This is a genomic window from Klebsiella sp. P1954 (assembly GCF_018199955.1).
In the GTDB taxonomy this organism is placed as follows: domain Bacteria; phylum Pseudomonadota; class Gammaproteobacteria; order Enterobacterales; family Enterobacteriaceae; genus Klebsiella; species Klebsiella pneumoniae.
In genome coordinates, this window is the sequence record NZ_CP073373.1 from 3,445,289 (window position 1) to 3,466,460 (window position 21,172).

The window sequence follows — 21,172 nt, forward strand, 5'->3', positions numbered from 1 at the left end:
ATGGCTCACATCGAAAAACAAGCTGGCGAACTGCAGGAAAAGCTGATCGCGGTAAACCGCGTATCTAAAACCGTTAAAGGTGGTCGTATTTTCTCCTTCACAGCTCTGACTGTAGTAGGCGATGGTAACGGTCGCGTTGGTTTTGGTTACGGTAAAGCGCGTGAAGTTCCAGCAGCGATCCAGAAAGCGATGGAAAAAGCCCGTCGCAATATGATTAACGTCGCGCTGAACCACGGCACCCTGCAGCACCCGGTTAAGGGTACTCACACGGGTTCTCGTGTATTCATGCAGCCGGCTTCCGAAGGTACCGGTATCATCGCCGGTGGTGCAATGCGCGCCGTTCTGGAAGTCGCTGGGGTTCGTAACGTTCTGGCTAAAGCGTATGGTTCCACTAACCCGATTAACGTGGTTCGTGCAACTATCGACGGTCTGGAAAACATGAAGTCCCCGGATATGGTCGCTGCCAAGCGTGGTAAATCCGTTGAAGAAATTCTGGGGAAATAAACCATGGCAAAGACTATTAAAATTACTCAAACCCGCAGTGCAATCGGTCGTCTGCCGAAACACAAGGCAACGCTGCTTGGCCTGGGTCTGCGTCGTATTGGTCACACCGTAGAGCGCGAGGATACTCCTGCTGTTCGTGGTATGGTCAACGCGGTTTCCTTCATGGTTAAAGTTGAGGAGTAAGAGATGCGTTTAAATACTCTGTCTCCGGCCGAAGGCTCCAAAAAGGCGGGTAAACGCCTGGGTCGTGGTATCGGTTCTGGCCTCGGTAAAACCGGTGGTCGTGGTCACAAAGGTCAGAAATCTCGTTCTGGCGGTGGCGTACGTCGCGGTTTCGAGGGTGGTCAGATGCCTCTGTACCGTCGTCTGCCGAAATTCGGCTTCACTTCTCGTAAAGCGATGATCACCGCAGAGATCCGTCTCTCCGATCTGGCTCACGTAGAAGGCGATGTAGTAGACCTGAACGCGCTGAAAGCGGCTAACATTATCGGTGTCCAGATCGAGTTCGCGAAAGTGATCCTGTCTGGTGAGGTAACTCGTCCGGTAACTGTTCGTGGCCTGCGTGTGACTAAAGGTGCTCGTGCTGCTATCGAAGCTGCTGGCGGTAAAATTGAGGAATAAGTAGCAGATGGCTAAACAACCGGGATTAGATTTTCAAAGTGCCAAAGGTGGCCTTGGCGAACTGAAACGCAGACTTCTGTTTGTGGTCGGTGCGCTGATAGTGTTCCGTATTGGCTCTTTTATTCCGATCCCTGGTATTGATGCCGCTGTACTTGCCAAACTGCTTGAGCAACAGCGAGGCACCATCATTGAAATGTTCAACATGTTCTCTGGTGGTGCTCTCAGCCGTGCTTCTATCTTTGCGCTGGGGATTATGCCGTACATTTCGGCATCGATCATCGTGCAGCTGCTGACGGTGGTTTATCAACCGCTGGCGGAACTGAAGAAAGAAGGGGAGTCTGGTCGTCGTAAGATCAGCCAGTACACCCGCTACGGTACTCTGGTGCTGGCGATATTCCAGTCGATCGGTATTGCTACCGGTCTGCCGAATATGCCTGGTATGCAAGGCCTGGTGATTAATCCAGGCTTTGCATTCTATTTCACCGCTGTTGTCAGTCTGGTCACAGGGACTATGTTCCTGATGTGGCTCGGCGAACAGATCACTGAACGTGGTATCGGTAACGGTATCTCGATCATTATCTTCGCCGGTATCGTTGCGGGACTCCCGCCGGCCATCGCCCATACTATCGAGCAAGCGCGTCAAGGCGACCTGCACTTCCTCCTGTTGCTGTTGGTTGCAGTATTAGTATTTGCAGTGACCTTCTTTGTTGTATTCGTTGAGCGTGGTCAACGCCGCATTGTGGTAAACTACGCGAAACGTCAACAGGGTCGTCGTGTCTATGCTGCACAGAGCACACATTTACCGCTGAAAGTGAATATGGCGGGGGTAATCCCGGCAATCTTCGCTTCCAGTATTATACTGTTCCCGGCAACCATCACGTCATGGTTCGGGGGTGGTACTGGTTGGAACTGGCTGACAACAATTTCGCTGTATTTGCAGCCTGGGCAACCGCTTTATGTGTTACTCTATGCGTCTGCAATCATCTTCTTCTGTTTCTTCTACACGGCGTTGGTTTTCAACCCGCGTGAAACAGCAGATAACCTGAAGAAGTCCGGTGCATTTGTACCAGGAATTCGTCCGGGAGAGCAAACGGCGAAGTATATCGATAAAGTGATGACTCGCCTGACTCTGGTTGGTGCGTTGTACATTACTTTTATCTGCCTGATCCCGGAGTTCATGCGTGACGCGATGAAAGTGCCGTTCTACTTCGGTGGGACCTCGCTGCTTATCGTTGTTGTCGTGATTATGGACTTTATGGCTCAAGTGCAAACTCTGATGATGTCCAGTCAGTATGAGTCTGCATTGAAGAAGGCGAACCTGAAAGGCTACGGCCGTTAAAACTGGTCGCCCGAGAAGTTACGGAGAGTAAAAATGAAAGTTCGTGCTTCCGTCAAGAAATTATGCCGTAACTGCAAAATCGTTAAGCGTGATGGTGTCATCCGTGTGATTTGCAGTGCCGAGCCGAAGCATAAACAGCGCCAAGGCTGATTTTTTCGCATATTTTTCTTGCAAAGTTGGATTGAGCTGGCTAGATTAGCCAGCCAATCTTTTGTATGTCTGTACGTTTCCATTTGAGTATCCTGAAAACGGGCTTTTCAGCATGGTGCGTACATATTAAATAGTAGGAGTGCATAGTGGCCCGTATAGCAGGCATTAACATTCCTGATCACAAACATACCGTTATCGCTTTAACCGCTATTTTCGGTATCGGCAAAACCCGTTCTAAAGCCATCTGCGCTGAAACGGGCATCGCTGAAAATGTTAAGATCAGTGAGCTGTCTGAAGAACAAATTGATATTCTGCGTGAAGCAGTAGGTAAATTTGTCGTTGAAGGTGATCTGCGCCGTGAAATCACCCTGAGCATCAAGCGTCTGATGGACCTTGGTTGCTACCGTGGTTTGCGTCATCGTCGTGGTCTCCCGGTTCGCGGTCAGCGTACCAAGACCAACGCACGTACCCGTAAGGGTCCGCGTAAACCGATCAAGAAATAATCGGGGTGATTGAATAATGGCAAAGGCACCAATTCGTGCACGTAAGCGTGTAAGAAAACAAGTCTCTGACGGCGTGGCTCATATCCATGCTTCTTTTAACAACACCATCGTTACCATCACTGATCGTCAGGGTAACGCACTGGGTTGGGCAACAGCCGGTGGTTCCGGTTTCCGTGGTTCTCGCAAATCCACTCCGTTCGCAGCTCAGGTTGCAGCAGAGCGTTGCGCAGAAGCCGTAAAAGAATACGGCATCAAGAATCTGGAAGTTATGGTCAAAGGTCCGGGTCCGGGTCGCGAATCTACCATTCGTGCACTGAACGCCGCTGGTTTCCGCATCACTAATATTACTGATGTGACTCCGATCCCTCATAACGGTTGTCGTCCGCCGAAAAAACGTCGCGTATAACGCTGCGTTTTCCAGGTTAGTTGGAGAAAGAAAATGGCAAGATATTTGGGTCCTAAGCTCAAGCTGAGCCGTCGTGAGGGCACCGACTTATTCCTTAAGTCTGGCGTTCGCGCGATCGATACCAAGTGTAAAATTGAACAAGCTCCTGGCCAGCACGGTGCGCGTAAGCCGCGTCTGTCTGACTATGGTGTGCAGTTGCGTGAAAAGCAAAAAGTTCGCCGTATGTACGGTGTGCTGGAGCGTCAGTTCCGTAACTACTATAAAGAAGCAGCACGTCTGAAAGGCAACACCGGTGAAAACCTGTTGGCTCTGCTGGAAGGTCGTCTGGACAACGTTGTATACCGTATGGGCTTCGGCGCCACTCGTGCTGAAGCACGCCAGCTGGTTAGCCACAAAGCGATTATGGTAAACGGTCGTGTTGTTAACATCGCTTCTTATCAGGTTAAAGCGAATGACGTTGTCAGCATTCGTGAGAAAGCGAAAAAGCAATCTCGCGTGAAAGCCGCTCTGGAGCTGGCTGAGCAGCGTGAAAAGCCAACCTGGCTGGAAGTTGATGCTGGCAAGATGGAAGGTACGTTCAAGCGTCAGCCGGAGCGTTCTGATCTGTCTGCGGACATTAACGAACACCTGATCGTCGAGCTTTACTCCAAGTAAAGCTTAGTACCAAAGAGAGGACACAATGCAGGGTTCTGTGACAGAGTTTCTAAAACCGCGCCTGGTCGATATCGAGCAAGTGAGTTCGACGCACGCCAAGGTGACCCTTGAGCCTTTAGAGCGTGGCTTCGGCCATACTCTGGGTAACGCACTGCGCCGTATTCTGCTCTCATCGATGCCGGGTTGCGCGGTGACCGAGGTTGAGATTGATGGTGTACTGCACGAGTACAGCACCAAAGAAGGCGTTCAGGAAGACATCCTTGAAATCCTGCTCAACCTGAAAGGGCTGGCGGTGAGAGTTCAGGGTAAAGATGAAGTCATCCTTACTTTGAATAAATCTGGCATTGGCCCTGTGACCGCAGCCGACATTACCCACGACGGTGATGTCGAAATCGTCAAGCCGCAGCACGTGATTTGCCACCTGACTGATGAGAACGCTGCTATTAGCATGCGTATCAAAGTTCAGCGCGGTCGCGGTTATGTGCCGGCTTCTGCCCGAATTCATTCGGAAGAAGATGAGCGCCCAATCGGCCGTCTGCTGGTCGACGCCTGCTACAGCCCTGTAGAGCGTATTGCCTACAATGTTGAAGCTGCGCGTGTAGAACAGCGTACCGACCTGGACAAGCTGGTCATCGAAATGGAAACCAACGGCACAATCGATCCTGAAGAGGCGATTCGTCGTGCGGCAACCATCCTGGCTGAACAACTGGAAGCTTTTGTTGACCTACGTGATGTACGTCAGCCAGAAGTGAAAGAAGAGAAACCAGAATTCGATCCGATCCTGCTGCGCCCTGTTGACGATCTGGAATTGACTGTCCGCTCTGCTAACTGCCTCAAGGCAGAAGCTATCCACTATATCGGTGATCTGGTACAGCGTACCGAGGTTGAGTTGCTGAAAACGCCGAACCTGGGTAAAAAATCTCTTACTGAGATTAAAGACGTGCTGGCTTCCCGTGGACTGTCTCTGGGCATGCGCCTGGAAAACTGGCCACCAGCAAGCATTGCTGACGAGTAACCGGATCACAGGTTAAGGTTTTACTGAGAAGGATAAGGTCATGCGCCATCGTAAGAGTGGTCGTCAACTGAACCGCAACAGCAGCCATCGCCAGGCTATGTTCCGTAACATGGCAGGTTCGCTGGTTCGTCATGAAATCATCAAGACGACCCTGCCGAAAGCGAAAGAACTGCGTCGCGTAGTTGAGCCGCTGATTACTCTTGCCAAGACTGATAGCGTTGCTAATCGTCGTCTGGCATTCGCCCGCACTCGTGATAACGAGATCGTGGCAAAACTGTTTAACGAGCTGGGCCCGCGTTTCGCGAGCCGCGCCGGTGGTTACACTCGCATTCTGAAGTGTGGCTTCCGTGCAGGCGACAACGCGCCGATGGCATACATCGAGCTGGTTGATCGTGCTGAGCCGAAAGCAGAAGCTGCTGCAGAGTAATCTGTAGTAACGTAAAAAAACCCGCCCAGGCGGGTTTTTTTATATCTACCCCATCCCCATTTCACTACACTATCTGTACTCTTTTTGTTCATCCCCTGGAGCCGTAGAATGTGGTTGCTGGATCAGTGGGCGGAACGTTATATCCTCGATGCCCAAACCAAAGGTGAGTTCGATAATTTACCCGGCAGCGGAGAACCGCTGACTCTCGATGACGATTCACATGTGCCGGCGGAGTTGCGGGCAGGCTATCGCCTTCTGAAAAATGCAGGATGTCTTCCTCCGGAACTGGAGCAACGCAAAGAAGCGTTGGCTCTGGCAGACTTACTGAACGGCGTCCGTCAGGACGATCCGCGTCATGCCGAACTTAGCAAACGCCTTGCCCTGCTCGAGCTGAAGTTACGTCAGGCAGGTCTGAACACCGACTTTTTACGCGGTGAGTACGCCGATGCGTTGCTGCAAAAAATAAATCAGGAGTAAATATGTATCGTATTGGTGAACTGGCAAAACTGGCTGACGTGACGCCTGATACCATCCGCTACTATGAAAAGCAGCAGATGATGGATCATGACATACGCACCGAGGGAGGATTTCGTCTGTACTCGGATAACGATCTTCAACGGCTGCGCTTTATTCGTTATGCCCGACAACTGGGTTTCAGCCTGGAAGCGATCCGCGAATTATTGTCGATCCGCATCGATCCGGAGCATCATACCTGCCAGGAGTCGAAAGGGATCGTTCAGGCGCGATTAAGTGAAGTTGAGGCGCGGATTAAAGAGCTACAGACGATGCGCCGCTCTCTGCAGCGGCTCAACGATGCCTGTTGCGGCACTGCCCACAGCAGCGTTTACTGTTCTATCCTTGAGGCCCTTGAACAAGGGGCCAGCAACGGCAATGGCGGACGTTGATTTTTTAAACGCGCGGATCTACACTCGCGCCGAGTTTATACATATACCGGAGTAACTATGAGTCGCTATCAGCATACTAAAGGACAAATTAAAGATAACGCCATTGAGGCACTTCTCCACGATCCGTTATTCAGGCAGCGCGTAGAGAAAAACAAGAAAGGGAAAGGAAGCTATCAACGTAAAGATAAACATGCAGGAAGGATTGATCGGGAGGCCAGTGGCAAGCAAGCGAATCGCTTTTTTACCACTGGCCTTCTGCTTTCTCTGCTGATTAAGAACGGTTGTTTTGTTCTTTCAGCAGATCGCGAATTTCGCTCAGCAGAACTTCTTCTTTAGAGGGAGCTGGCGGTGCCGCCGGAGCCTCTTCTTTCTTACGATTTAACTTATTCATCAATTTAATCGCCATGAAGATGGCAAACGCGACGATGATGAAATCGAAAACGTTCTGAATGAATACCCCATAATGCATCACCACAGCCGGGACATCGCCCTGGGCATCACGTAGCGTGACGGCAAACTGTTTAAAATCGATCCCGCCAATCAACAGGCCGAGTGGCGGCATAATAATATCCGCGACCAGTGATGAAACAATTTTACCGAATGCTGCACCGATGATCACACCCACTGCCAAATCGACAACGTTCCCGCGCATCGCGAATTCGCGAAACTCTTTTAAAAAACTCATTTTATTCTCCTTGTGCCAGCTGACGTTGTAAGTTTAACAAATGTATTTTCATTTGCCATTCCCAGCAGATAGTTACTGCAAAATATTAACCTTTGAATAATAAGGGATAATAAAAAGGCGCCTGTTCGGCGCCCTGGGAATTACAGGAAGAAAGGACTTGGCTGGAACAGCCTTTCGACATCGGAAATAAACTTCTTATCGGTCAAAAACATGATCACATGGTCGCCCTGCTCGATCCGTAGATTATTATTGGCGATCATCACGTCATTGCCCCGCACGACGGCGCCGATGATCGTGCCCGGTGGAAGTTTGATCTCATCGATCGAACGCCCGACTACCCGGGAGGTGCTCTCATCGCCGTGCGCGACTGCCTCAATCGCTTCTGCAACGCCGCGGCGCAAGGAGGAGACGCCGACAATATCGGCTTTACGGACATGACTGAGGAGTGCGGAAATTGTGGCCTGCTGAGGCGAAATCGCAATATCGATGACGCTACCCTGGACCAGATCCACGTAGGCTCTGCGCTGGATTAGCACCATCACTTTTTTCGCGCCCATTCGCTTGGCCAACATAGCCGACATAATATTGGCTTCGTCGTCGTTAGTGACGGCAATAAACAGGTCCACCTGGTCAATATGCTCTTCAGCCAACAGCTCCTGGTCCGATGCATCCCCGTAGAAGACGATAGTATGCTGCAGCTTTTCCGCCAGCTCAGCGGCTCGCTGCTGATTACGTTCGATAAGCTTAACGCTGTAATCTTTTTCCAGCTTATGGGCCAGACCCGCGCCAATATTGCCCCCGCCGACCAGCATAATACGCTTATACGGCTTTTCCAGTCGCTGCAGTTCGCTCATGACCGCGCGAATATGCTGCGAGGCGGCAATAAAGAAGACTTCATCTCCGGCCTCGACAATCGTCGAACCCTGCGGGCGGATGGGGCGATCGTGGCGGAAAATGGCGGCCACGCGCGTATCGATATGCGGCATATGCTCCCGCATAGTGGATAAGGCATTCCCCACCAGCGGGCCACCATAATAGGCTTTTACTACCGCGAGACTGACTTTTCCTTCTGCGAAGTTCACGACCTGCAGCGCGCCGGGATATTCGATCAGACGGTGGATGTTGTCGATGACCAGTTGTTCCGGAGCGATTAAGTGATCGATGGGTACCGCTTCAGAGTTGAAGAGCTTTTCCGCATCACGAACGTAATCAGGCGCACGAATACGCGCTATGCGGTTTGGCGTATTGAACAATGAATAAGCGACCTGGCAGGCCACCATGTTGGTTTCGTCCGAACTAGTGACCGCTACCAGCATATCGGCATCATCGGCCCCCGCCTCACGCAGTACGCGAGGGTGAGAGCCATGCCCCTGGACGACACGCAGGTCGAACTTATCCTGCAGGCTGCGCAGACGGTCGCCATTGGTATCAACCAGCGTAATATCATTGTTCTCGCCGACGAGGTTTTCCGCCAGCGTGCCGCCGACCTGGCCGGCGCCCAGAATAATAATCTTCATCTGCAGTAACCCATTAGTTCCGACGTTTGATTAGCTTAGCGTAAAAGAAGCCATCACCTTCTTCCACGCCCGGCAGATTTTGCTGCCCGGGGCTCGCCGGCGTGCCGGTTGCGTGAAGTTCTGCATCCGGAGTTCGCGCGAGGAAGGCGGCAATTTGCTGACTGTTCTCTTCCGGCAGAATAGAACAGGTTGCGTAAACCAGCGTGCCGCCTGGCTTCAGGTGCCCCCAGATGGCATTGAGGATCTCGGCCTGCAGTTGGGCTAACTCGGCGATATCCCGATCCCGGCGCAGCCATTTGATATCCGGATGGCGGCGAATAACGCCGGTTGCGGAGCAGGGGGCATCCAGCAGAATACGATCGAACTGCTCATTGCCACACCACTGCTCAGGGAAGCGACCATCGCCCTGTTTTACTTCCGCTTTTACACCCAGACGCTTCAGGTTGTCATAGACGCGGGACAGACGCTGTTCATCAATATCCACCGCCATGACCTGAGACTGGGGGGCGACTTCCAGAATATGCGTCGTCTTCCCGCCCGGTGCCGCGCAGAGATCGAGGATGCGTTCGCCATTTTCCGGCTGCAGGTAGCGCATACAGCCCTGGGCCGAGGCGTCCTGAACGGTTACCCAACCTTCATCAAATCCTGGTAACGCGTGGACCGGGGCAGGGGTGGCCAGGCGTACGGCGTCCGGATAATCAGGGTGGGTGAAGCCCTCTAAACCGGTCTCGTTAAGCAGGGCAAGCCACTCATCCCGGGAATGATGGTTGCGGTTAACGCGCAGCCACATCGGCGGGCGCTGGTTGTTCGCCTCGACGATCTCCTGCCACTGCTGCGGCCAGGCCTGCTGCAGGCGTTTCAGCAGCCATTTGGGATGAAGATAGCGGTTTTCATGCTCAGCAAATTCGGCTAAAAACGCTTCCTGCTGGCGCTGGAACTGGCGTAGCACGCCGTTGATCAGCCCTTTAAGCTGCGGGCGTTTAATGGCCACCGCGCCTTCTACCGTTTCCGCCAGCGCGGCGTGTGGGGGAATGCGGGTGTAGAGTAACTGATAGAGACCAACCATGATCAGAAAGTGCACGGTGCGCTGTTTGCCGGTCATCGGACGCGCCATTAGCTTGCTGATAAGCCACTCCAGCTGGCTTAGAGTACGTAGTACACCAAAGCACAACTCCTGCAGTAGCGCTTTATCTTTATCGCTGACTTTCTGCTGTAGAGGGGGCAGTACGTTGCTTAAAGACTGCCCTTTTTCAACAACTTGTTCGATAGCCTGGGCGGCCAGGCTGCGTAAATTTATATTCTTTTTCATAAGCGCAAAAATAAAAATGCCCGGCGAACCCGGGCTTCAGAAGAGACGACCGTCAGGCGAGACGGGTGCCAGGGATAAACCACTCCCGGCGGGAATTGAGTAAGTCCTGGGCGCTCATCGCTTTTTTACCCGCAGGCTGTAGCGACTCCAGGCTGAGGATCCCATCCCCCGTGGCGACCTGAATACCCTGTTTGGTTGCTGCCACGATAGTACCCGGTTCGGCGTGAGCGGCTTCGGCGATGACCGATGCCCGCCACACTTTTACCGGTTGTCCGTCAATTTCCAGCCAGCTCATTGGCCACGGATTAAACGCGCGGATGCAGCGTTCCAACTGCGCAGCGGAAAGCGACCAATCGATACGAGCCTCTTCTTTACTCAGCTTTTCGGCATGGCACACCAGCGATTCATCTTGTACTTCAGGCCGTGCGGTGCCGTTGGCCAGCTGGGCTAACGTTGCCAGCAGCCCCTGAGGGCCGAGCTCGGCCAGCTTATCGTACAGGCTGCCGCTGGTATCCTCTGCGGTAATGGGGCAGGAAAGCTTATACAGCATATCCCCCGTATCAAGGCCGACGTCCATCTGCATGATGGTTACGCCAGTTTCGCTATCCCCCGCCCACAGTGAACGCTGAATAGGCGCTGCGCCACGCCAGCGCGGTAGCAGCGAGCCGTGAACGTTGATACAGCCCAGACGGGGCATCTCCAGCACCGCTTTAGGCAGAATCAGACCGTACGCCACTACCACCATAATATCGGCGCCGAGATCGGCAACTAACCGCTGGTTATCCTGCGGACGCAGGGAGGATGGCTGGAACACAGGTAAGTTATGGGCTTCTGCCAGCACTTTTACCGGGCTTGGCATCAATTTTTTGCCGCGACCAGCAGGGCGATCAGGCTGAGTAAATACGCCAACAACCTGATGTTCAGACGACAGCAGCGCATCAAGATGACGCGCTGCAAAATCAGGGGTGCCGGCGAAAATGATACGTAGTGATTGTGACACGGTATTCCTTGTTATCAGGCACGGGAACGTAAACGATCCAGTTTCTCTACCTTCTGACGAATGCGCTGTTGTTTGAGTGGTGACAGATAGTCAATAAACAGTTTGCCGACCAGGTGATCCATCTCATGCTGGATACAGATAGCCAGCAGGCCATCGGCCTCCAGTTCAAACGGCTTACCATCGCGATCCAGTGCCCGGATCTTCACTTTTTCCGCACGCGGCACCAGGGCGCGCTGTTCAGGAATAGACAAGCAGCCTTCTTCAATACCGGTTTCGCCATCTTTCTCCAGCATTTCCGGGTTAATTAATACCAGCTGCTCTTCACGATTTTCCGACACATCAATAACGATAATGCGCTGATGGATATCGACCTGGGTTGCGGCCAGACCGATGCCTTCCTCGGCGTACATGGTGTCGAACATATCATCGACGATACGCTGAATTTCCGCATTCACTTCTTTGACCGGCTCGGCGACTTTGCGAAGGCGCTCGTCCGGAATATGTAACACTTGCAAAACTGCCATAAAGTTCCAGAGTCGTATTCAGGAGTTGATAAGATTATTAGCTCTATTCTAGACAAAACCCCCTGCAATTGACAGTCTCACTGTCCAATCGCAAAGATTGTCAATACCGCTTATGGCAGGGGGTAAGGATGACGCCCGACGAGATTTGGCTGCGGCTGATGAAGGTCAGTAGCTTGTATGGCGACAGGATGGTAGAGATCGCTCAGCGCTTATGCGCAGCCGCCAGCGTTGATCGTGAAGCGCTGCATGCCGTCGGGATGACCGCGGCGCAGGCAAAGTTATTTTTCCGGCTTGACGAGCATGAGCTTGACGAGACGCGGCGCTGGCTGGGACAACCGGATCATCATCTGTTACGGGGTGACGATCCGCGCTATCCATTGCGGTTAAAGGCTATCGCTGATTATCCCGGCGCGTTGCTGGTCAGCGGCGGCCTCGCCCTGCTTCACAGCGCGCAGCTTGCCGTTATTGGCAGTCGCTCGCACTCCTGGTATGGCGCCCGCTGGGGGAAACTGTTCAGCGAAACGCTGGCGCAGAAAGGGATTACCATCACCAGTGGGCTGGCGTTAGGCATTGACGGGGTCGCGCACCGCGGCGCGCTGGCGGCGGAGGGTAAAACTATCGCGGTACTGGGCAATGGGCTGAGTCAGGTTTATCCGCGGCGCCATGCAACCCTCGCCCGGCAGATCATCGACAATGGCGGTACGCTGGTATCTGAATTTCCACTCATTACGCCGCCGCTTCCCGCACATTTCCCCAGGCGCAACCGGATTATCAGCGGCTTAAGCCTGGGCGTGCTGGTGATTGAGGCGGCGTTGCGAAGCGGATCGCTGGTCACCGTCCGCTGCGCCCTGGAGCAGGGAAGGGATGTGTTCGCCCTGCCTGGCCCGATAGGCAATCCGGGATCGGAAGGCCCGCACTGGTTAATTAAGCAAGGCGCGGTGCCAGTGACCTCGCCAGAGGATATTGTGGAATACTGGCATAACGAGCTGGCCTGGCTGACTGATACGTCTGATTCGATAAATATTTGCGTCGATCAGCCGTCTGTAGCATTGCCATTTCCGGAGCTCCTGGCTAACGTAGGAGATGAGGTAACACCTGTTGACGTTGTCGCTGAACGTGCCGGCCAATCTGTGCCAGTAACCGTAGCTCAGCTACTTGAACTGGAGTTAGCAGGCTGGATCGCAGCTGTACCCGGCGGCTATGTCCGATTAAGGAGGGCAAGCCATGTTCGACGTACTCATGTATTTGTTTGAAACTTACATCCATAGCGAAGCAGAAATGCGCGTGGATCAGGACAAACTGACGCGGGATCTTACCGATGCGGGTTTTGAGCGGGAAGACATCTATAACGCGTTAATGTGGCTCGAGAAACTGGCTGATTACCAGGAGGGTCTCGTTGAACCCATGCAGCTCGCTTCCGACCCGCTCTCTCTTCGGGTATATACCGAAGAGGAGTGCCAGCGTCTGGATGCCAGTTGCCGGGGGTTTTTACTCTTCCTCGAGCAGATTCAGGTGTTGAACCTCGAAACGCGAGAAATGGTGATAGAGCGCGTACTGGCGCTGGATACGGCAGAATTTGAGCTGGAAGACCTGAAATGGGTCATCCTGATGGTACTGTTCAATATCCCGGGCTGTGAAAACGCCTATCAGCAAATGGAAGAATTACTCTTCGAAGTAAATGAAGGTATGCTGCATTAATCTTTTTGCAGCAACATCGAGTTGTTATGACCAAATCAGCACTGTTTTCGGTGCGTAAAAATGAGCCCTGCCCGCAGTGCGGGGCCGAACTGGTGATCCGTTCCGGGAAACATGGCCCGTTTCTCGGCTGTTCGCATTATCCGGACTGTGACTATATTCGTCCCCTGAAAAGCCAGGCGGACGGGCATATCGTTAAGGTGCTGGAGGGGCAAGAGTGCCCATCGTGCGGTGCGGTTATGGTGTTACGCCAGGGGCGTTTTGGGATGTTCATTGGCTGTAGCCGCTATCCGGAATGTGAACATACCGAGCTGATTGATAAACCCGATGAGACGGCTATCGCTTGCCCGCAGTGCGGACAAGGCCATCTGGTCCAGCGTCGTTCCCGTTTCGGTAAAACCTTTCACTCCTGCGATCGCTATCCTGATTGCCAGTTCGTTATCAATTTTAAACCGGTGGCGGGCGAATGCCCTGAATGCCATTACCCGCTGTTAATTGAAAAGAAGACGGCGCAGGGGCTCAGACGCTTCTGTGCCAGTAAACAATGTGGAAAGCCGATCCCGGCGGAATAAATCAGTGAACAATAACCTGCCCTCAGAAGCCGTCGCCCATGCCGTGGCGGTCCTGAAAAATGAACATGTCATCGCCTATCCCACCGAAGCTGTGTTTGGCGTCGGCTGCGACCCTGACAGCGAAACGGCCGTTATGCGCCTGCTGGAGCTGAAGCAGCGTCCTGTTGAGAAAGGATTGATCCTTATCGCCGCCAGCTTTGAGCAACTGAAGCCCTATATTGATGATTCACGGTTAAGTGACTCACAGCGGGAAGCCATCTTCTCTTGCTGGCCGGGACCGGTGACGTTTGTATTCCCGGCGCGTCCTGAAACGCCGCGCTGGCTGACTGGACGTTTTGATTCACTGGCCGTACGCGTGACTAACCATCCGCTGGTAATCGAATTGTGCGAAGCCTACGGAAAACCACTGGTTTCGACCAGCGCCAATCTCACCGGGCAACCACCGTGCCGTACTACCGCAGAGGTCCATGCTCAGTTTGGCGACAGCTTCCCGGTGGTGGATGGCGCCACGGGCGGCCGGCAAAACCCATCTGAAATCCGTGATGCCCTGACGGGTGAACTGTTCCGCCAGGGGTGAACCATGGAAACCTATGCCGTTTTTGGTAATCCGATCGCGCACAGCAAGTCGCCTGCTATTCATCAGCTGTTTGCCCGCCAGTTAGGAATTACTCATCCTTATGGACGTGTACTGGCGCCGCTGGACGATTTTGTCTCTTCTCTGAATCAGTTCTTTGCAGAAGGAGGACAGGGGGCCAACGTCACCGTTCCTTTTAAAGAGGAAGCCTTTGCGCGTGCCGACGAACTGACAGAACGCGCAGCGCTGGCGGGAGCAGTAAACACCCTGAAACGCCTGGAAGATGGCCGTTTACTGGGGGACAACACCGACGGTATTGGTCTTCTGAGCGATCTGGAACGCCTGGGATTCATTAAGCCACGCCAACGGATCCTGCTTGTTGGTGCTGGTGGGGCATCTCGCGGGGTTCTTTTGCCGCTTCTGTCGCTGGGATGCGCCGTCACGATCGTGAATCGCACCTATTCTCGTGCCCGTGAGTTAGCCACTCTCTTCGCCCATACCGGGAGCGTTAGCGCAAGGGAGATGGATACCTTATCCGGGGCAACATTCGATCTGATCGTCAATGCGACGTCCAGTGGAATAGACGGTGATGTACCAGCTATCCCGGCATCTATTGTCAACGCTGACGTATATTGCTATGACATGTTTTACCAGAAAGGGCCGACACCGTTTCTTCACTGGTGCCAGCAATATGGCGCAGTTCACTGTGCCGATGGGCTGGGAATGCTGGTGGCGCAAGCCGCCCATGCTGTTCTGCTATGGCACGGCGTTCTGCCGGCTATCGCTCCGGTCATTGAAACGCTGCAGCAGGAACTGAATGCATGAATCAGGCGATTCAGTTTCCTGACCGGGAATCATGGGATGCCGAACGGCAGGGCGTGGTTTTTCCCGCGCTGGTGAATGGGATGCAATTAACCTGCGCAATTTCAGGGCAAATCCTGCAGCAGCGTTTCGGCGCAGAGGGGCCAGCGCAGTGGCTGGCCGCCTTCCAGGAACATCGTTGGGATCTAGAGGAAGAGGCAGAAGCATTGATCCGCGATGGTCAGGAAGATGCTCAGGGCTGGATCTGGTTATCCTGATCCAGGTACTCATTTTTCCATTTCACATAGTTATTTGCTGAATACTTGAGTCCTTCCCGTTCCGCCTCTGTCAGGGGGCGGATCTGTTTGACCGGATTGCCAAAGTAAAGGTAGCCGCTTTCCAGCTGTTTGTTCTGCGGTACCAGACTTCCCGCACCTATCATGACGTCGTCGCCAACGACGACACCATCTAATAAGATCGAACCCATGCCAACCAGTACGCGGTTGCCGATAGTGCAGCCGTGCAGCATCACTTTATGACCAACAGTTACATCCTCACCAATGATCAGCGGATTTCCCTCCGGCTTATAAGAGGACTTATGGGTCACATGGAGAACGCTACCGTCCTGAATATTGCTGCGTTGACCTATCGATACATAGTTGACGTCGCCGCGAATGGCCACCAGAGGCCAGACGCTGACGTCATCGGCAATTCTGACATCGCCGATGACAACGCTGGATGCGTCAATCATGACGCGAAGACCGATTTGTGGGAAAAATGCTTTGTAGGGGCGCAGCTGAGCAGACATATAGACCTCAAAAATACGGGAGCATAAGAAGACTTTGGTGGCTTTTATCTCCCTGTGCAACCCCTGAAAACGGTGAAAATTGAGCAAATCGTGCAAATACACGGCGAAAAGGGTGAAAAATCACCATTCAGAAAAAAAGATCGAAAAAAGGCTTGTGCAAAAAAATGGGATCCCTATAATGCGCACCCACTGACACGGCAGATGTGAATCACTTCACACAAACAGCCGGTTCGGTTGCAGAGAAAAATCCTGAAAAACGGGTTGACTCTGAAAGAGGAAAGCGTAATATACGCCACCTCGCGACAGAGCGCTAAAGCGCGTCGCAACTGCTCTTTAACAATTTATCAGACAATCTGTGTGGGCACTCAAAGTGACATGGATTCTTAACGTCCTCGGACGAAAAATGAATACCAAGTCTCAAGAGTGAACACGTAATTCATTACGAAGTTTAATTCTTTGAGCATCAAACTTAAATTGAAGAGTTTGATCATGGCTCAGATTGAACGCTGGCGGCAGGCCTAACACATGCAAGTCGAGCGGTAGCACAGAGAGCTTGCTCTCGGGTGACGAGCGGCGGACGGGTGAGTAATGTCTGGGAAACTGCCTGATGGAGGGGGATAACTACTGGAAACGGTAGCTAATACCGCATAACGTCGCAAGACCAAAGTGGGGGACCTTCGGGCCTCATGCCATCAGATGTGCCCAGATGGGATTAGCTAGTAGGTGGGGTAACGGCTCACCTAGGCGACGATCCCTAGCTGGTCTGAGAGGATGACCAGCCACACTGGAACTGAGACACGGTCCAGACTCCTACGGGAGGCAGCAGTGGGGAATATTGCACAATGGGCGCAAGCCTGATGCAGCCATGCCGCGTGTGTGAAGAAGGCCTTCGGGTTGTAAAGCACTTTCAGCGGGGAGGAAGGCGTTAAGGTTAATAACCTTGGCGATTGACGTTACCCGCAGAAGAAGCACCGGCTAACTCCGTGCCAGCAGCCGCGGTAATACGGAGGGTGCAAGCGTTAATCGGAATTACTGGGCGTAAAGCGCACGCAGGCGGTCTGTCAAGTCGGATGTGAAATCCCCGGGCTCAACCTGGGAACTGCATTCGAAACTGGCAGGCTAGAGTCTTGTAGAGGGGGGTAGAATTCCAGGTGTAGCGGTGAAATGCGTAGAGATCTGGAGGAATACCGGTGGCGAAGGCGGCCCCCTGGACAAAGACTGACGCTCAGGTGCGAAAGCGTGGGGAGCAAACAGGATTAGATACCCTGGTAGTCCACGCCGTAAACGATGTCGATTTGGAGGTTGTGCCCTTGAGGCGTGGCTTCCGGAGCTAACGCGTTAAATCGACCGCCTGGGGAGTACGGCCGCAAGGTTAAAACTCAAATGAATTGACGGGGGCCCGCACAAGCGGTGGAGCATGTGGTTTAATTCGATGCAACGCGAAGAACCTTACCTGGTCTTGACATCCACAGAACTTTCCAGAGATGGATTGGTGCCTTCGGGAACTGTGAGACAGGTGCTGCATGGCTGTCGTCAGCTCGTGTTGTGAAATGTTGGGTTAAGTCCCGCAACGAGCGCAACCCTTATCCTTTGTTGCCAGCGGTTCGGCCGGGAACTCAAAGGAGACTGCCAGTGATAAACTGGAGGAAGGTGGGGATGACGTCAAGTCATCATGGCCCTTACGACCAGGGCTACACACGTGCTACAATGGCATATACAAAGAGAAGCGACCTCGCGAGAGCAAGCGGACCTCATAAAGTATGTCGTAGTCCGGATTGGAGTCTGCAACTCGACTCCATGAAGTCGGAATCGCTAGTAATCGTAGATCAGAATGCTACGGTGAATACGTTCCCGGGCCTTGTACACACCGCCCGTCACACCATGGGAGTGGGTTGCAAAAGAAGTAGGTAGCTTAACCTTCGGGAGGGCGCTTACCACTTTGTGATTCATGACTGGGGTGAAGTCGTAACAAGGTAACCGTAGGGGAACCTGCGGTTGGATCACCTCCTTACCTTAAAGAACCTGCCTTTGTAGTGTCCACACAGATTGTTTGATAAATAATAAATTTCAAAATGTACTGCGAAGTGCATTGTGAAATTTTGCTCTTTAAAAATCTGGATCAAGCTGAAAATTGAAACGACACACAGTTAATGTGTGTTCGAGTCTCTCAAATTTTCGCAATCAGAAGTGAAACATCTTCGGGTTGTGAGGTTAAGCGACTAAGCGTACACGGTGGATGCCCTGGCAGTCAGAGGCGATGAAGGACGTGCTAATCTGCGAAAAGCGTCGGTAAGGTGATATGAACCGTTATAACCGGCGATGTCCGAATGGGGAAACCCAGTGCAATTCGTTGCACTATCGTTAACTGAATACATAGGTTAACGAGGCGAACCGGGGGAACTGAAACATCTAAGTACCCCGAGGAAAAGAAATCAACCGAGATTCCCCCAGTAGCGGCGAGCGAACGGGGAGCAGCCCAGAGTCTGAATCAGCTTGTGTGTTAGTGGAACGGTCTGGAAAGTCCGACGGTACAGGGTGATAGTCCCGTACACCAAAATGCACAGGCTGTGAACTCGAAGAGTAGGGCGGGACACGTGGTATCCTGTCTGAATATGGGGGGACCATCCTCCAAGGCTAAATACTCCTGACTGACCGATAGTGAACCAGTACCGTGAGGGAAAGGCGAAAAGAACCCCGGCGAGGGGAGTGAAAAAGAACCTGAAACCGTGTACGTACAAGCAGTGGGAGCACCTTCGGGTGTGACTGCGTACCTTTTGTATAATGGGTCAGCGACTTATATTCTGTAGCAAGGTTAACCGTATAGGGGAGCCGCAGGGAAACCGAGTCTTAACTGGGCGTTAAGTTGCAGGGTATAGACCCGAAACCCGGTGATCTAGCCATGGGCAGGTTGAAGGTTGGGTAACACTAACTGGAGGACCGAACCGACTAATGTTGAAAAATTAGCGGATGACTTGTGGCTGGGGGTGAAAGGCCAATCAAACCGGGAGATAGCTGGTTCTCCCCGAAAGCTATTTAGGTAGCGCCTCGTGAATTCATCTTCGGGGGTAGAGCACTGTTTCGGCTAGGGGGTCATCCCGACTTACCAACCCGATGCAAACTACGAATACCGAAGAATGTTATCACGGGAGACACACGGCGGGTGCTAACGTCCGTCGTGAAGAGGGAAACAACCCAGACCGCCAGCTAAGGTCCCAAAGTCATGGTTAAGTGGGAAACGATGTGGGAAGGCACAGACAGCCAGGATGTTGGCTTAGAAGCAGCCATCATTTAAAGAAAGCGTAATAGCTCACTGGTCGAGTCGGCCTGCGCGGAAGATGTAACGGGGCTAAACCATGCACCGAAGCTGCGGCAGCGACACTATGTGTTGTTGGGTAGGGGAGCGTTCTGTAAGCCTGCGAAGGTGTGCTGTGAGGCATGCTGGAGGTATCAGAAGTGCGAATGCTGACATAAGTAACGATAAAGCGGGTGAAAAGCCCGCTCGCCGGAAGACCAAGGGTTCCTGTCCAACGTTAATCGGGGCAGGGTGAGTCGACCCCTAAGGCGAGGCCGAAAGGCGTAGTCGATGGGAAACAGGTTAATATTCCTGTACTTGGTGTTACTGCGAAGGGGGGACGGAGAAGGCTATGTTAGCCGGGCGACGGTTGTCCCGGTTTAAGCATGTAGGCTGATTATCCAGGCAAATCCGGATAATCAAGGCTGAGGTGTGATGACGAGGCACTACGGTGCTGAAGTAACAAATGCCCTGCTTCCAGGAAAAGCCTCTAAGCATCAGGTAACATCAAATCGTACCCCAAACCGACACAGGTGGTCAGGTAGAGAATACCAAGGCGCTTGAGAGAACTCGGGTGAAGGAACTAGGCAAAATGGTGCCGTAACTTCGGGAGAAGGCACGCTGGTGTGTAGGTGAAGCCCCTGCGGGTGGAGCTGAGACCAGTCGAAGATACCAGCTGGCTGCAACTGTTTATTAAAAACACAGCACTGTGCAAACACGAAAGTGGACGTATACGGTGTGACGCCTGCCCGGTGCCGGAAGGTTAATTGATGGGGTTATCCGTAAGGAGAAGCTCTTGATCGAAGCCCCGGTAAACGGCGGCCGTAACTATAACGGTCCTAAGGTAGCGAAATTCCTTGTCGGGTAAGTTCCGACCTGCACGAATGGCGTAATGATGGCCAGGCTGTCTCCACCCGAGACTCAGTGAAATTGAACTCGCTGTGAAGATGCAGTGTACCCGCGGCAAGACGGAAAGACCCCGTGAACCTTTACTATAGCTTGACACTGAACATTGAGCCTTGATGTGTAGGATAGGTGGGAGGCTTTGAAGCGTGGACGCCAGTCTGCGTGGAGCCAACCTTGAAATACCACCCTTTAATGTTTGATGTTCTAACGTTGGCCCCTGACCGGGGTTGCGGACAGTGTCTGGTGGGTAGTTTGACTGGGGCGGTCTCCTCCCAAAGCGTAACGGAGGAGCACGAAGGTTAGCTAATCCTGGTCGGACATCAGGAGGTTAGTGCAATGGCATAAGCTAGCTTGACTGCGAGCGTGACGGCGCGAGCAGGTGCGAAAGCAGGTCATAGTGATCCGGTGGTTCTGAATGGAAGGGCCATCGCTCAACGGATAAAAGGTACTCCGGGGATAACAGGCTGATACCGCCCAAGAGTTCATATCGACGGCGGTGTTTGGCACCTCGATGTCGGCTCATCACATCCTGGGGCTGAAGTAGGTCCCAAGGGTATGGCTGTTCGCCATTTAAAGTGGTACGCGAGCTGGGTTTAGAACGTCGTGAGACAGTTCGGTCCCTATCTGCCGTGGGCGCTGGAGAATTGAGGGGGGCTGCTCCTAGTACGAGAGGACCGGAGTGGACGCATCACTGGTGTTCGGGTTGTCATGCCAATGGCACTGCCCGGTAGCTAAATGCGGAAGAGATAAGTGCTGAAAGCATCTAAGCACGAAACTTGCCCCGAGATGAGTTCTCCCTGAGACTTTAAGTCTCCTGAAGGAACGTTGAAGACGACGACGTTGATAGGCCGGGTGTGTAAGCGCAGCGATGCGTTGAGCTAACCGGTACTAATGAACCGTGAGGCTTAACCTTACAACGCCGAAGATGTTTTGGCGGATTGAGAGAATTTTCAGCTCTGATACAG

Annotated in this window: 25 protein-coding genes and 2 rRNA genes; 21 read left to right on the forward strand and 6 right to left on the reverse strand. The window is 52.9% G+C overall.

Features of this window, described 5'->3' with window-relative positions:
* From rpsE to KB890_RS16515, 13 genes are all read left to right on the forward strand, one after another.
* A complete protein-coding gene (gene rpsE / locus KB890_RS16455; RefSeq protein WP_002919545.1) occupies nucleotides 1–504 on the forward strand; it encodes a 30S ribosomal protein S5 in 504 nt (167 codons plus the stop codon).
* A gap of 3 nt (nucleotides 505–507) precedes the next feature.
* On the forward strand, nucleotides 508–687 hold the full coding sequence (gene rpmD / locus KB890_RS16460) for a 50S ribosomal protein L30 (RefSeq protein ID WP_001140434.1): 180 nt from the start codon (nucleotides 508–510) through the stop codon (nucleotides 685–687).
* Nucleotides 688–690: 3 nt separating this feature from the next.
* Nucleotides 691–1,125 carry a 50S ribosomal protein L15 gene (gene rplO / locus KB890_RS16465; protein WP_002919516.1) on the forward strand — a complete coding sequence of 145 codons (435 nt, stop codon included), beginning with the start codon at nucleotides 691–693 and terminating at the stop codon, nucleotides 1,123–1,125.
* A 7-nt stretch (nucleotides 1,126–1,132) separates the two neighbouring features.
* Nucleotides 1,133–2,464, forward strand: a complete 1,332-nt coding sequence (gene secY / locus KB890_RS16470; protein WP_002919515.1) for a preprotein translocase subunit SecY — start codon at nucleotides 1,133–1,135, stop codon at nucleotides 2,462–2,464.
* Nucleotides 2,465–2,497: 33 nt separating this feature from the next.
* On the forward strand, nucleotides 2,498–2,614 hold the full coding sequence (gene rpmJ / locus KB890_RS16475; protein WP_000868187.1) for a 50S ribosomal protein L36: 117 nt from the start codon (nucleotides 2,498–2,500) through the stop codon (nucleotides 2,612–2,614).
* Between the two features lie 146 nt (nucleotides 2,615–2,760).
* Entirely contained in the window at nucleotides 2,761–3,117 is a 357-nt protein-coding gene (rpsM, locus tag KB890_RS16480; RefSeq protein ID WP_002919259.1) for a 30S ribosomal protein S13, read from the forward strand.
* A 16-nt stretch (nucleotides 3,118–3,133) separates the two neighbouring features.
* Nucleotides 3,134–3,523, forward strand: coding sequence for a 30S ribosomal protein S11 (gene rpsK, locus KB890_RS16485; protein WP_002919257.1), 390 nt, complete (start codon nucleotides 3,134–3,136; stop codon nucleotides 3,521–3,523).
* Between the two features lie 33 nt (nucleotides 3,524–3,556).
* Complete coding sequence (gene rpsD, locus KB890_RS16490; protein WP_002919224.1) at nucleotides 3,557–4,177, forward strand: 30S ribosomal protein S4; 621 nt, start codon at nucleotides 3,557–3,559, stop codon at nucleotides 4,175–4,177.
* 25 nt (nucleotides 4,178–4,202) lie between these two features.
* On the forward strand, nucleotides 4,203–5,192 hold the full coding sequence (locus tag KB890_RS16495) for a DNA-directed RNA polymerase subunit alpha (RefSeq protein WP_002919219.1): 990 nt from the start codon (nucleotides 4,203–4,205) through the stop codon (nucleotides 5,190–5,192).
* A 40-nt stretch (nucleotides 5,193–5,232) separates the two neighbouring features.
* Entirely contained in the window at nucleotides 5,233–5,619 is a 387-nt protein-coding gene (gene rplQ, locus KB890_RS16500; protein ID WP_002919206.1) for a 50S ribosomal protein L17, read from the forward strand.
* Between the two features lie 108 nt (nucleotides 5,620–5,727).
* The gene (locus KB890_RS16505; protein ID WP_004181439.1) at nucleotides 5,728–6,096 is read left to right on the forward strand and encodes a DnaJ family domain-containing protein; all 369 of its coding nucleotides are present in this window, start codon (nucleotides 5,728–5,730) and stop codon (nucleotides 6,094–6,096) included.
* Nucleotides 6,097–6,098: 2 nt separating this feature from the next.
* The gene (gene zntR, locus KB890_RS16510; RefSeq protein ID WP_002919201.1) at nucleotides 6,099–6,524 is read left to right on the forward strand and encodes a Zn(2+)-responsive transcriptional regulator; all 426 of its coding nucleotides are present in this window, start codon (nucleotides 6,099–6,101) and stop codon (nucleotides 6,522–6,524) included.
* A 57-nt stretch (nucleotides 6,525–6,581) separates the two neighbouring features.
* Nucleotides 6,582–6,860, forward strand: coding sequence for an alternative ribosome-rescue factor A (locus tag KB890_RS16515; protein ID WP_004145324.1), 279 nt, complete (start codon nucleotides 6,582–6,584; stop codon nucleotides 6,858–6,860).
* Here the strand turns inward: KB890_RS16515 and mscL are convergent.
* The 5 genes from mscL to def form a co-directional block, all read right to left on the reverse strand.
* Nucleotides 6,796–7,209, reverse strand: a complete 414-nt coding sequence (mscL, locus tag KB890_RS16520) for a large-conductance mechanosensitive channel protein MscL (protein ID WP_004145325.1) — start codon at nucleotides 7,207–7,209, stop codon at nucleotides 6,796–6,798. The genes KB890_RS16515 and mscL overlap by 65 nt on opposite strands.
* A 140-nt stretch (nucleotides 7,210–7,349) precedes the next feature.
* Entirely contained in the window at nucleotides 7,350–8,726 is a 1,377-nt protein-coding gene (trkA, locus tag KB890_RS16525) for a Trk system potassium transporter TrkA (RefSeq protein ID WP_002919153.1), read from the reverse strand.
* A 13-nt stretch (nucleotides 8,727–8,739) separates the two neighbouring features.
* On the reverse strand, nucleotides 8,740–10,035 hold the full coding sequence (rsmB, locus tag KB890_RS16530) for a 16S rRNA (cytosine(967)-C(5))-methyltransferase RsmB (RefSeq protein ID WP_004181438.1): 1,296 nt from the start codon (nucleotides 10,033–10,035) through the stop codon (nucleotides 8,740–8,742).
* Nucleotides 10,036–10,087: 52 nt separating this feature from the next.
* Nucleotides 10,088–11,035, reverse strand: a complete 948-nt coding sequence (gene fmt, locus KB890_RS16535; RefSeq protein ID WP_004150007.1) for a methionyl-tRNA formyltransferase — start codon at nucleotides 11,033–11,035, stop codon at nucleotides 10,088–10,090.
* Nucleotides 11,036–11,049: 14 nt separating this feature from the next.
* Entirely contained in the window at nucleotides 11,050–11,559 is a 510-nt protein-coding gene (def, locus tag KB890_RS16540) for a peptide deformylase (RefSeq protein ID WP_004174081.1), read from the reverse strand.
* Between the two features lie 128 nt (nucleotides 11,560–11,687).
* Here def and dprA point away from each other — a divergent pair, with 128 nt between their 5' ends.
* From dprA to KB890_RS16570, 6 genes are read left to right on the forward strand one after another with little or no spacing between them, the layout of a single operon-like run.
* Nucleotides 11,688–12,812: a DNA-protecting protein DprA gene (dprA, locus tag KB890_RS16545; RefSeq protein ID WP_002919139.1), complete on the forward strand. Its 1,125-nt coding sequence runs from the start codon at nucleotides 11,688–11,690 to the stop codon at nucleotides 12,810–12,812.
* The gene (smg, locus tag KB890_RS16550) at nucleotides 12,784–13,257 is read left to right on the forward strand and encodes a DUF494 family protein Smg (protein ID WP_002919137.1); all 474 of its coding nucleotides are present in this window, start codon (nucleotides 12,784–12,786) and stop codon (nucleotides 13,255–13,257) included. The genes dprA and smg overlap by 29 nt, the downstream gene beginning before the upstream one ends.
* Before the next feature lie 26 nt (nucleotides 13,258–13,283).
* Nucleotides 13,284–13,826: a DNA topoisomerase family protein gene (locus tag KB890_RS16555; RefSeq protein WP_004145330.1), complete on the forward strand. Its 543-nt coding sequence runs from the start codon at nucleotides 13,284–13,286 to the stop codon at nucleotides 13,824–13,826.
* Between the two features lie 4 nt (nucleotides 13,827–13,830).
* Nucleotides 13,831–14,403 carry an L-threonylcarbamoyladenylate synthase type 1 TsaC gene (tsaC, locus tag KB890_RS16560; RefSeq protein ID WP_002919132.1) on the forward strand — a complete coding sequence of 191 codons (573 nt, stop codon included), beginning with the start codon at nucleotides 13,831–13,833 and terminating at the stop codon, nucleotides 14,401–14,403.
* A gap of 3 nt (nucleotides 14,404–14,406) precedes the next feature.
* The gene (gene aroE, locus KB890_RS16565) at nucleotides 14,407–15,225 is read left to right on the forward strand and encodes a shikimate dehydrogenase (protein WP_004181437.1); all 819 of its coding nucleotides are present in this window, start codon (nucleotides 14,407–14,409) and stop codon (nucleotides 15,223–15,225) included.
* Entirely contained in the window at nucleotides 15,222–15,479 is a 258-nt protein-coding gene (locus tag KB890_RS16570; RefSeq protein WP_002919125.1) for a DUF1488 family protein, read from the forward strand. Before aroE ends, KB890_RS16570 begins: the two co-directional genes overlap by 4 nt.
* On the opposite strand, the gene KB890_RS16575 is transcribed toward KB890_RS16570, so the two are convergent.
* A complete protein-coding gene (locus tag KB890_RS16575; protein ID WP_002919123.1) occupies nucleotides 15,455–16,009 on the reverse strand; it encodes a gamma carbonic anhydrase family protein in 555 nt (184 codons plus the stop codon). The genes KB890_RS16570 and KB890_RS16575 overlap by 25 nt on opposite strands.
* 471 nt (nucleotides 16,010–16,480) lie before the next feature.
* Between KB890_RS16575 and KB890_RS16580 the strand changes: the two genes are divergently transcribed.
* Both KB890_RS16580 and KB890_RS16585 read left to right on the forward strand, forming a co-directional pair.
* Nucleotides 16,481–18,020: ribosomal RNA gene (locus KB890_RS16580) — 16S ribosomal RNA — on the forward strand.
* 198 nt (nucleotides 18,021–18,218) lie between these two features.
* Nucleotides 18,219–21,120, forward strand: a 23S ribosomal RNA gene (locus KB890_RS16585).
* Together the 16S and 23S rRNA genes form the textbook arrangement of a ribosomal RNA operon.
* The last annotated feature ends 52 nt before the right edge of the window (nucleotides 21,121–21,172 follow it).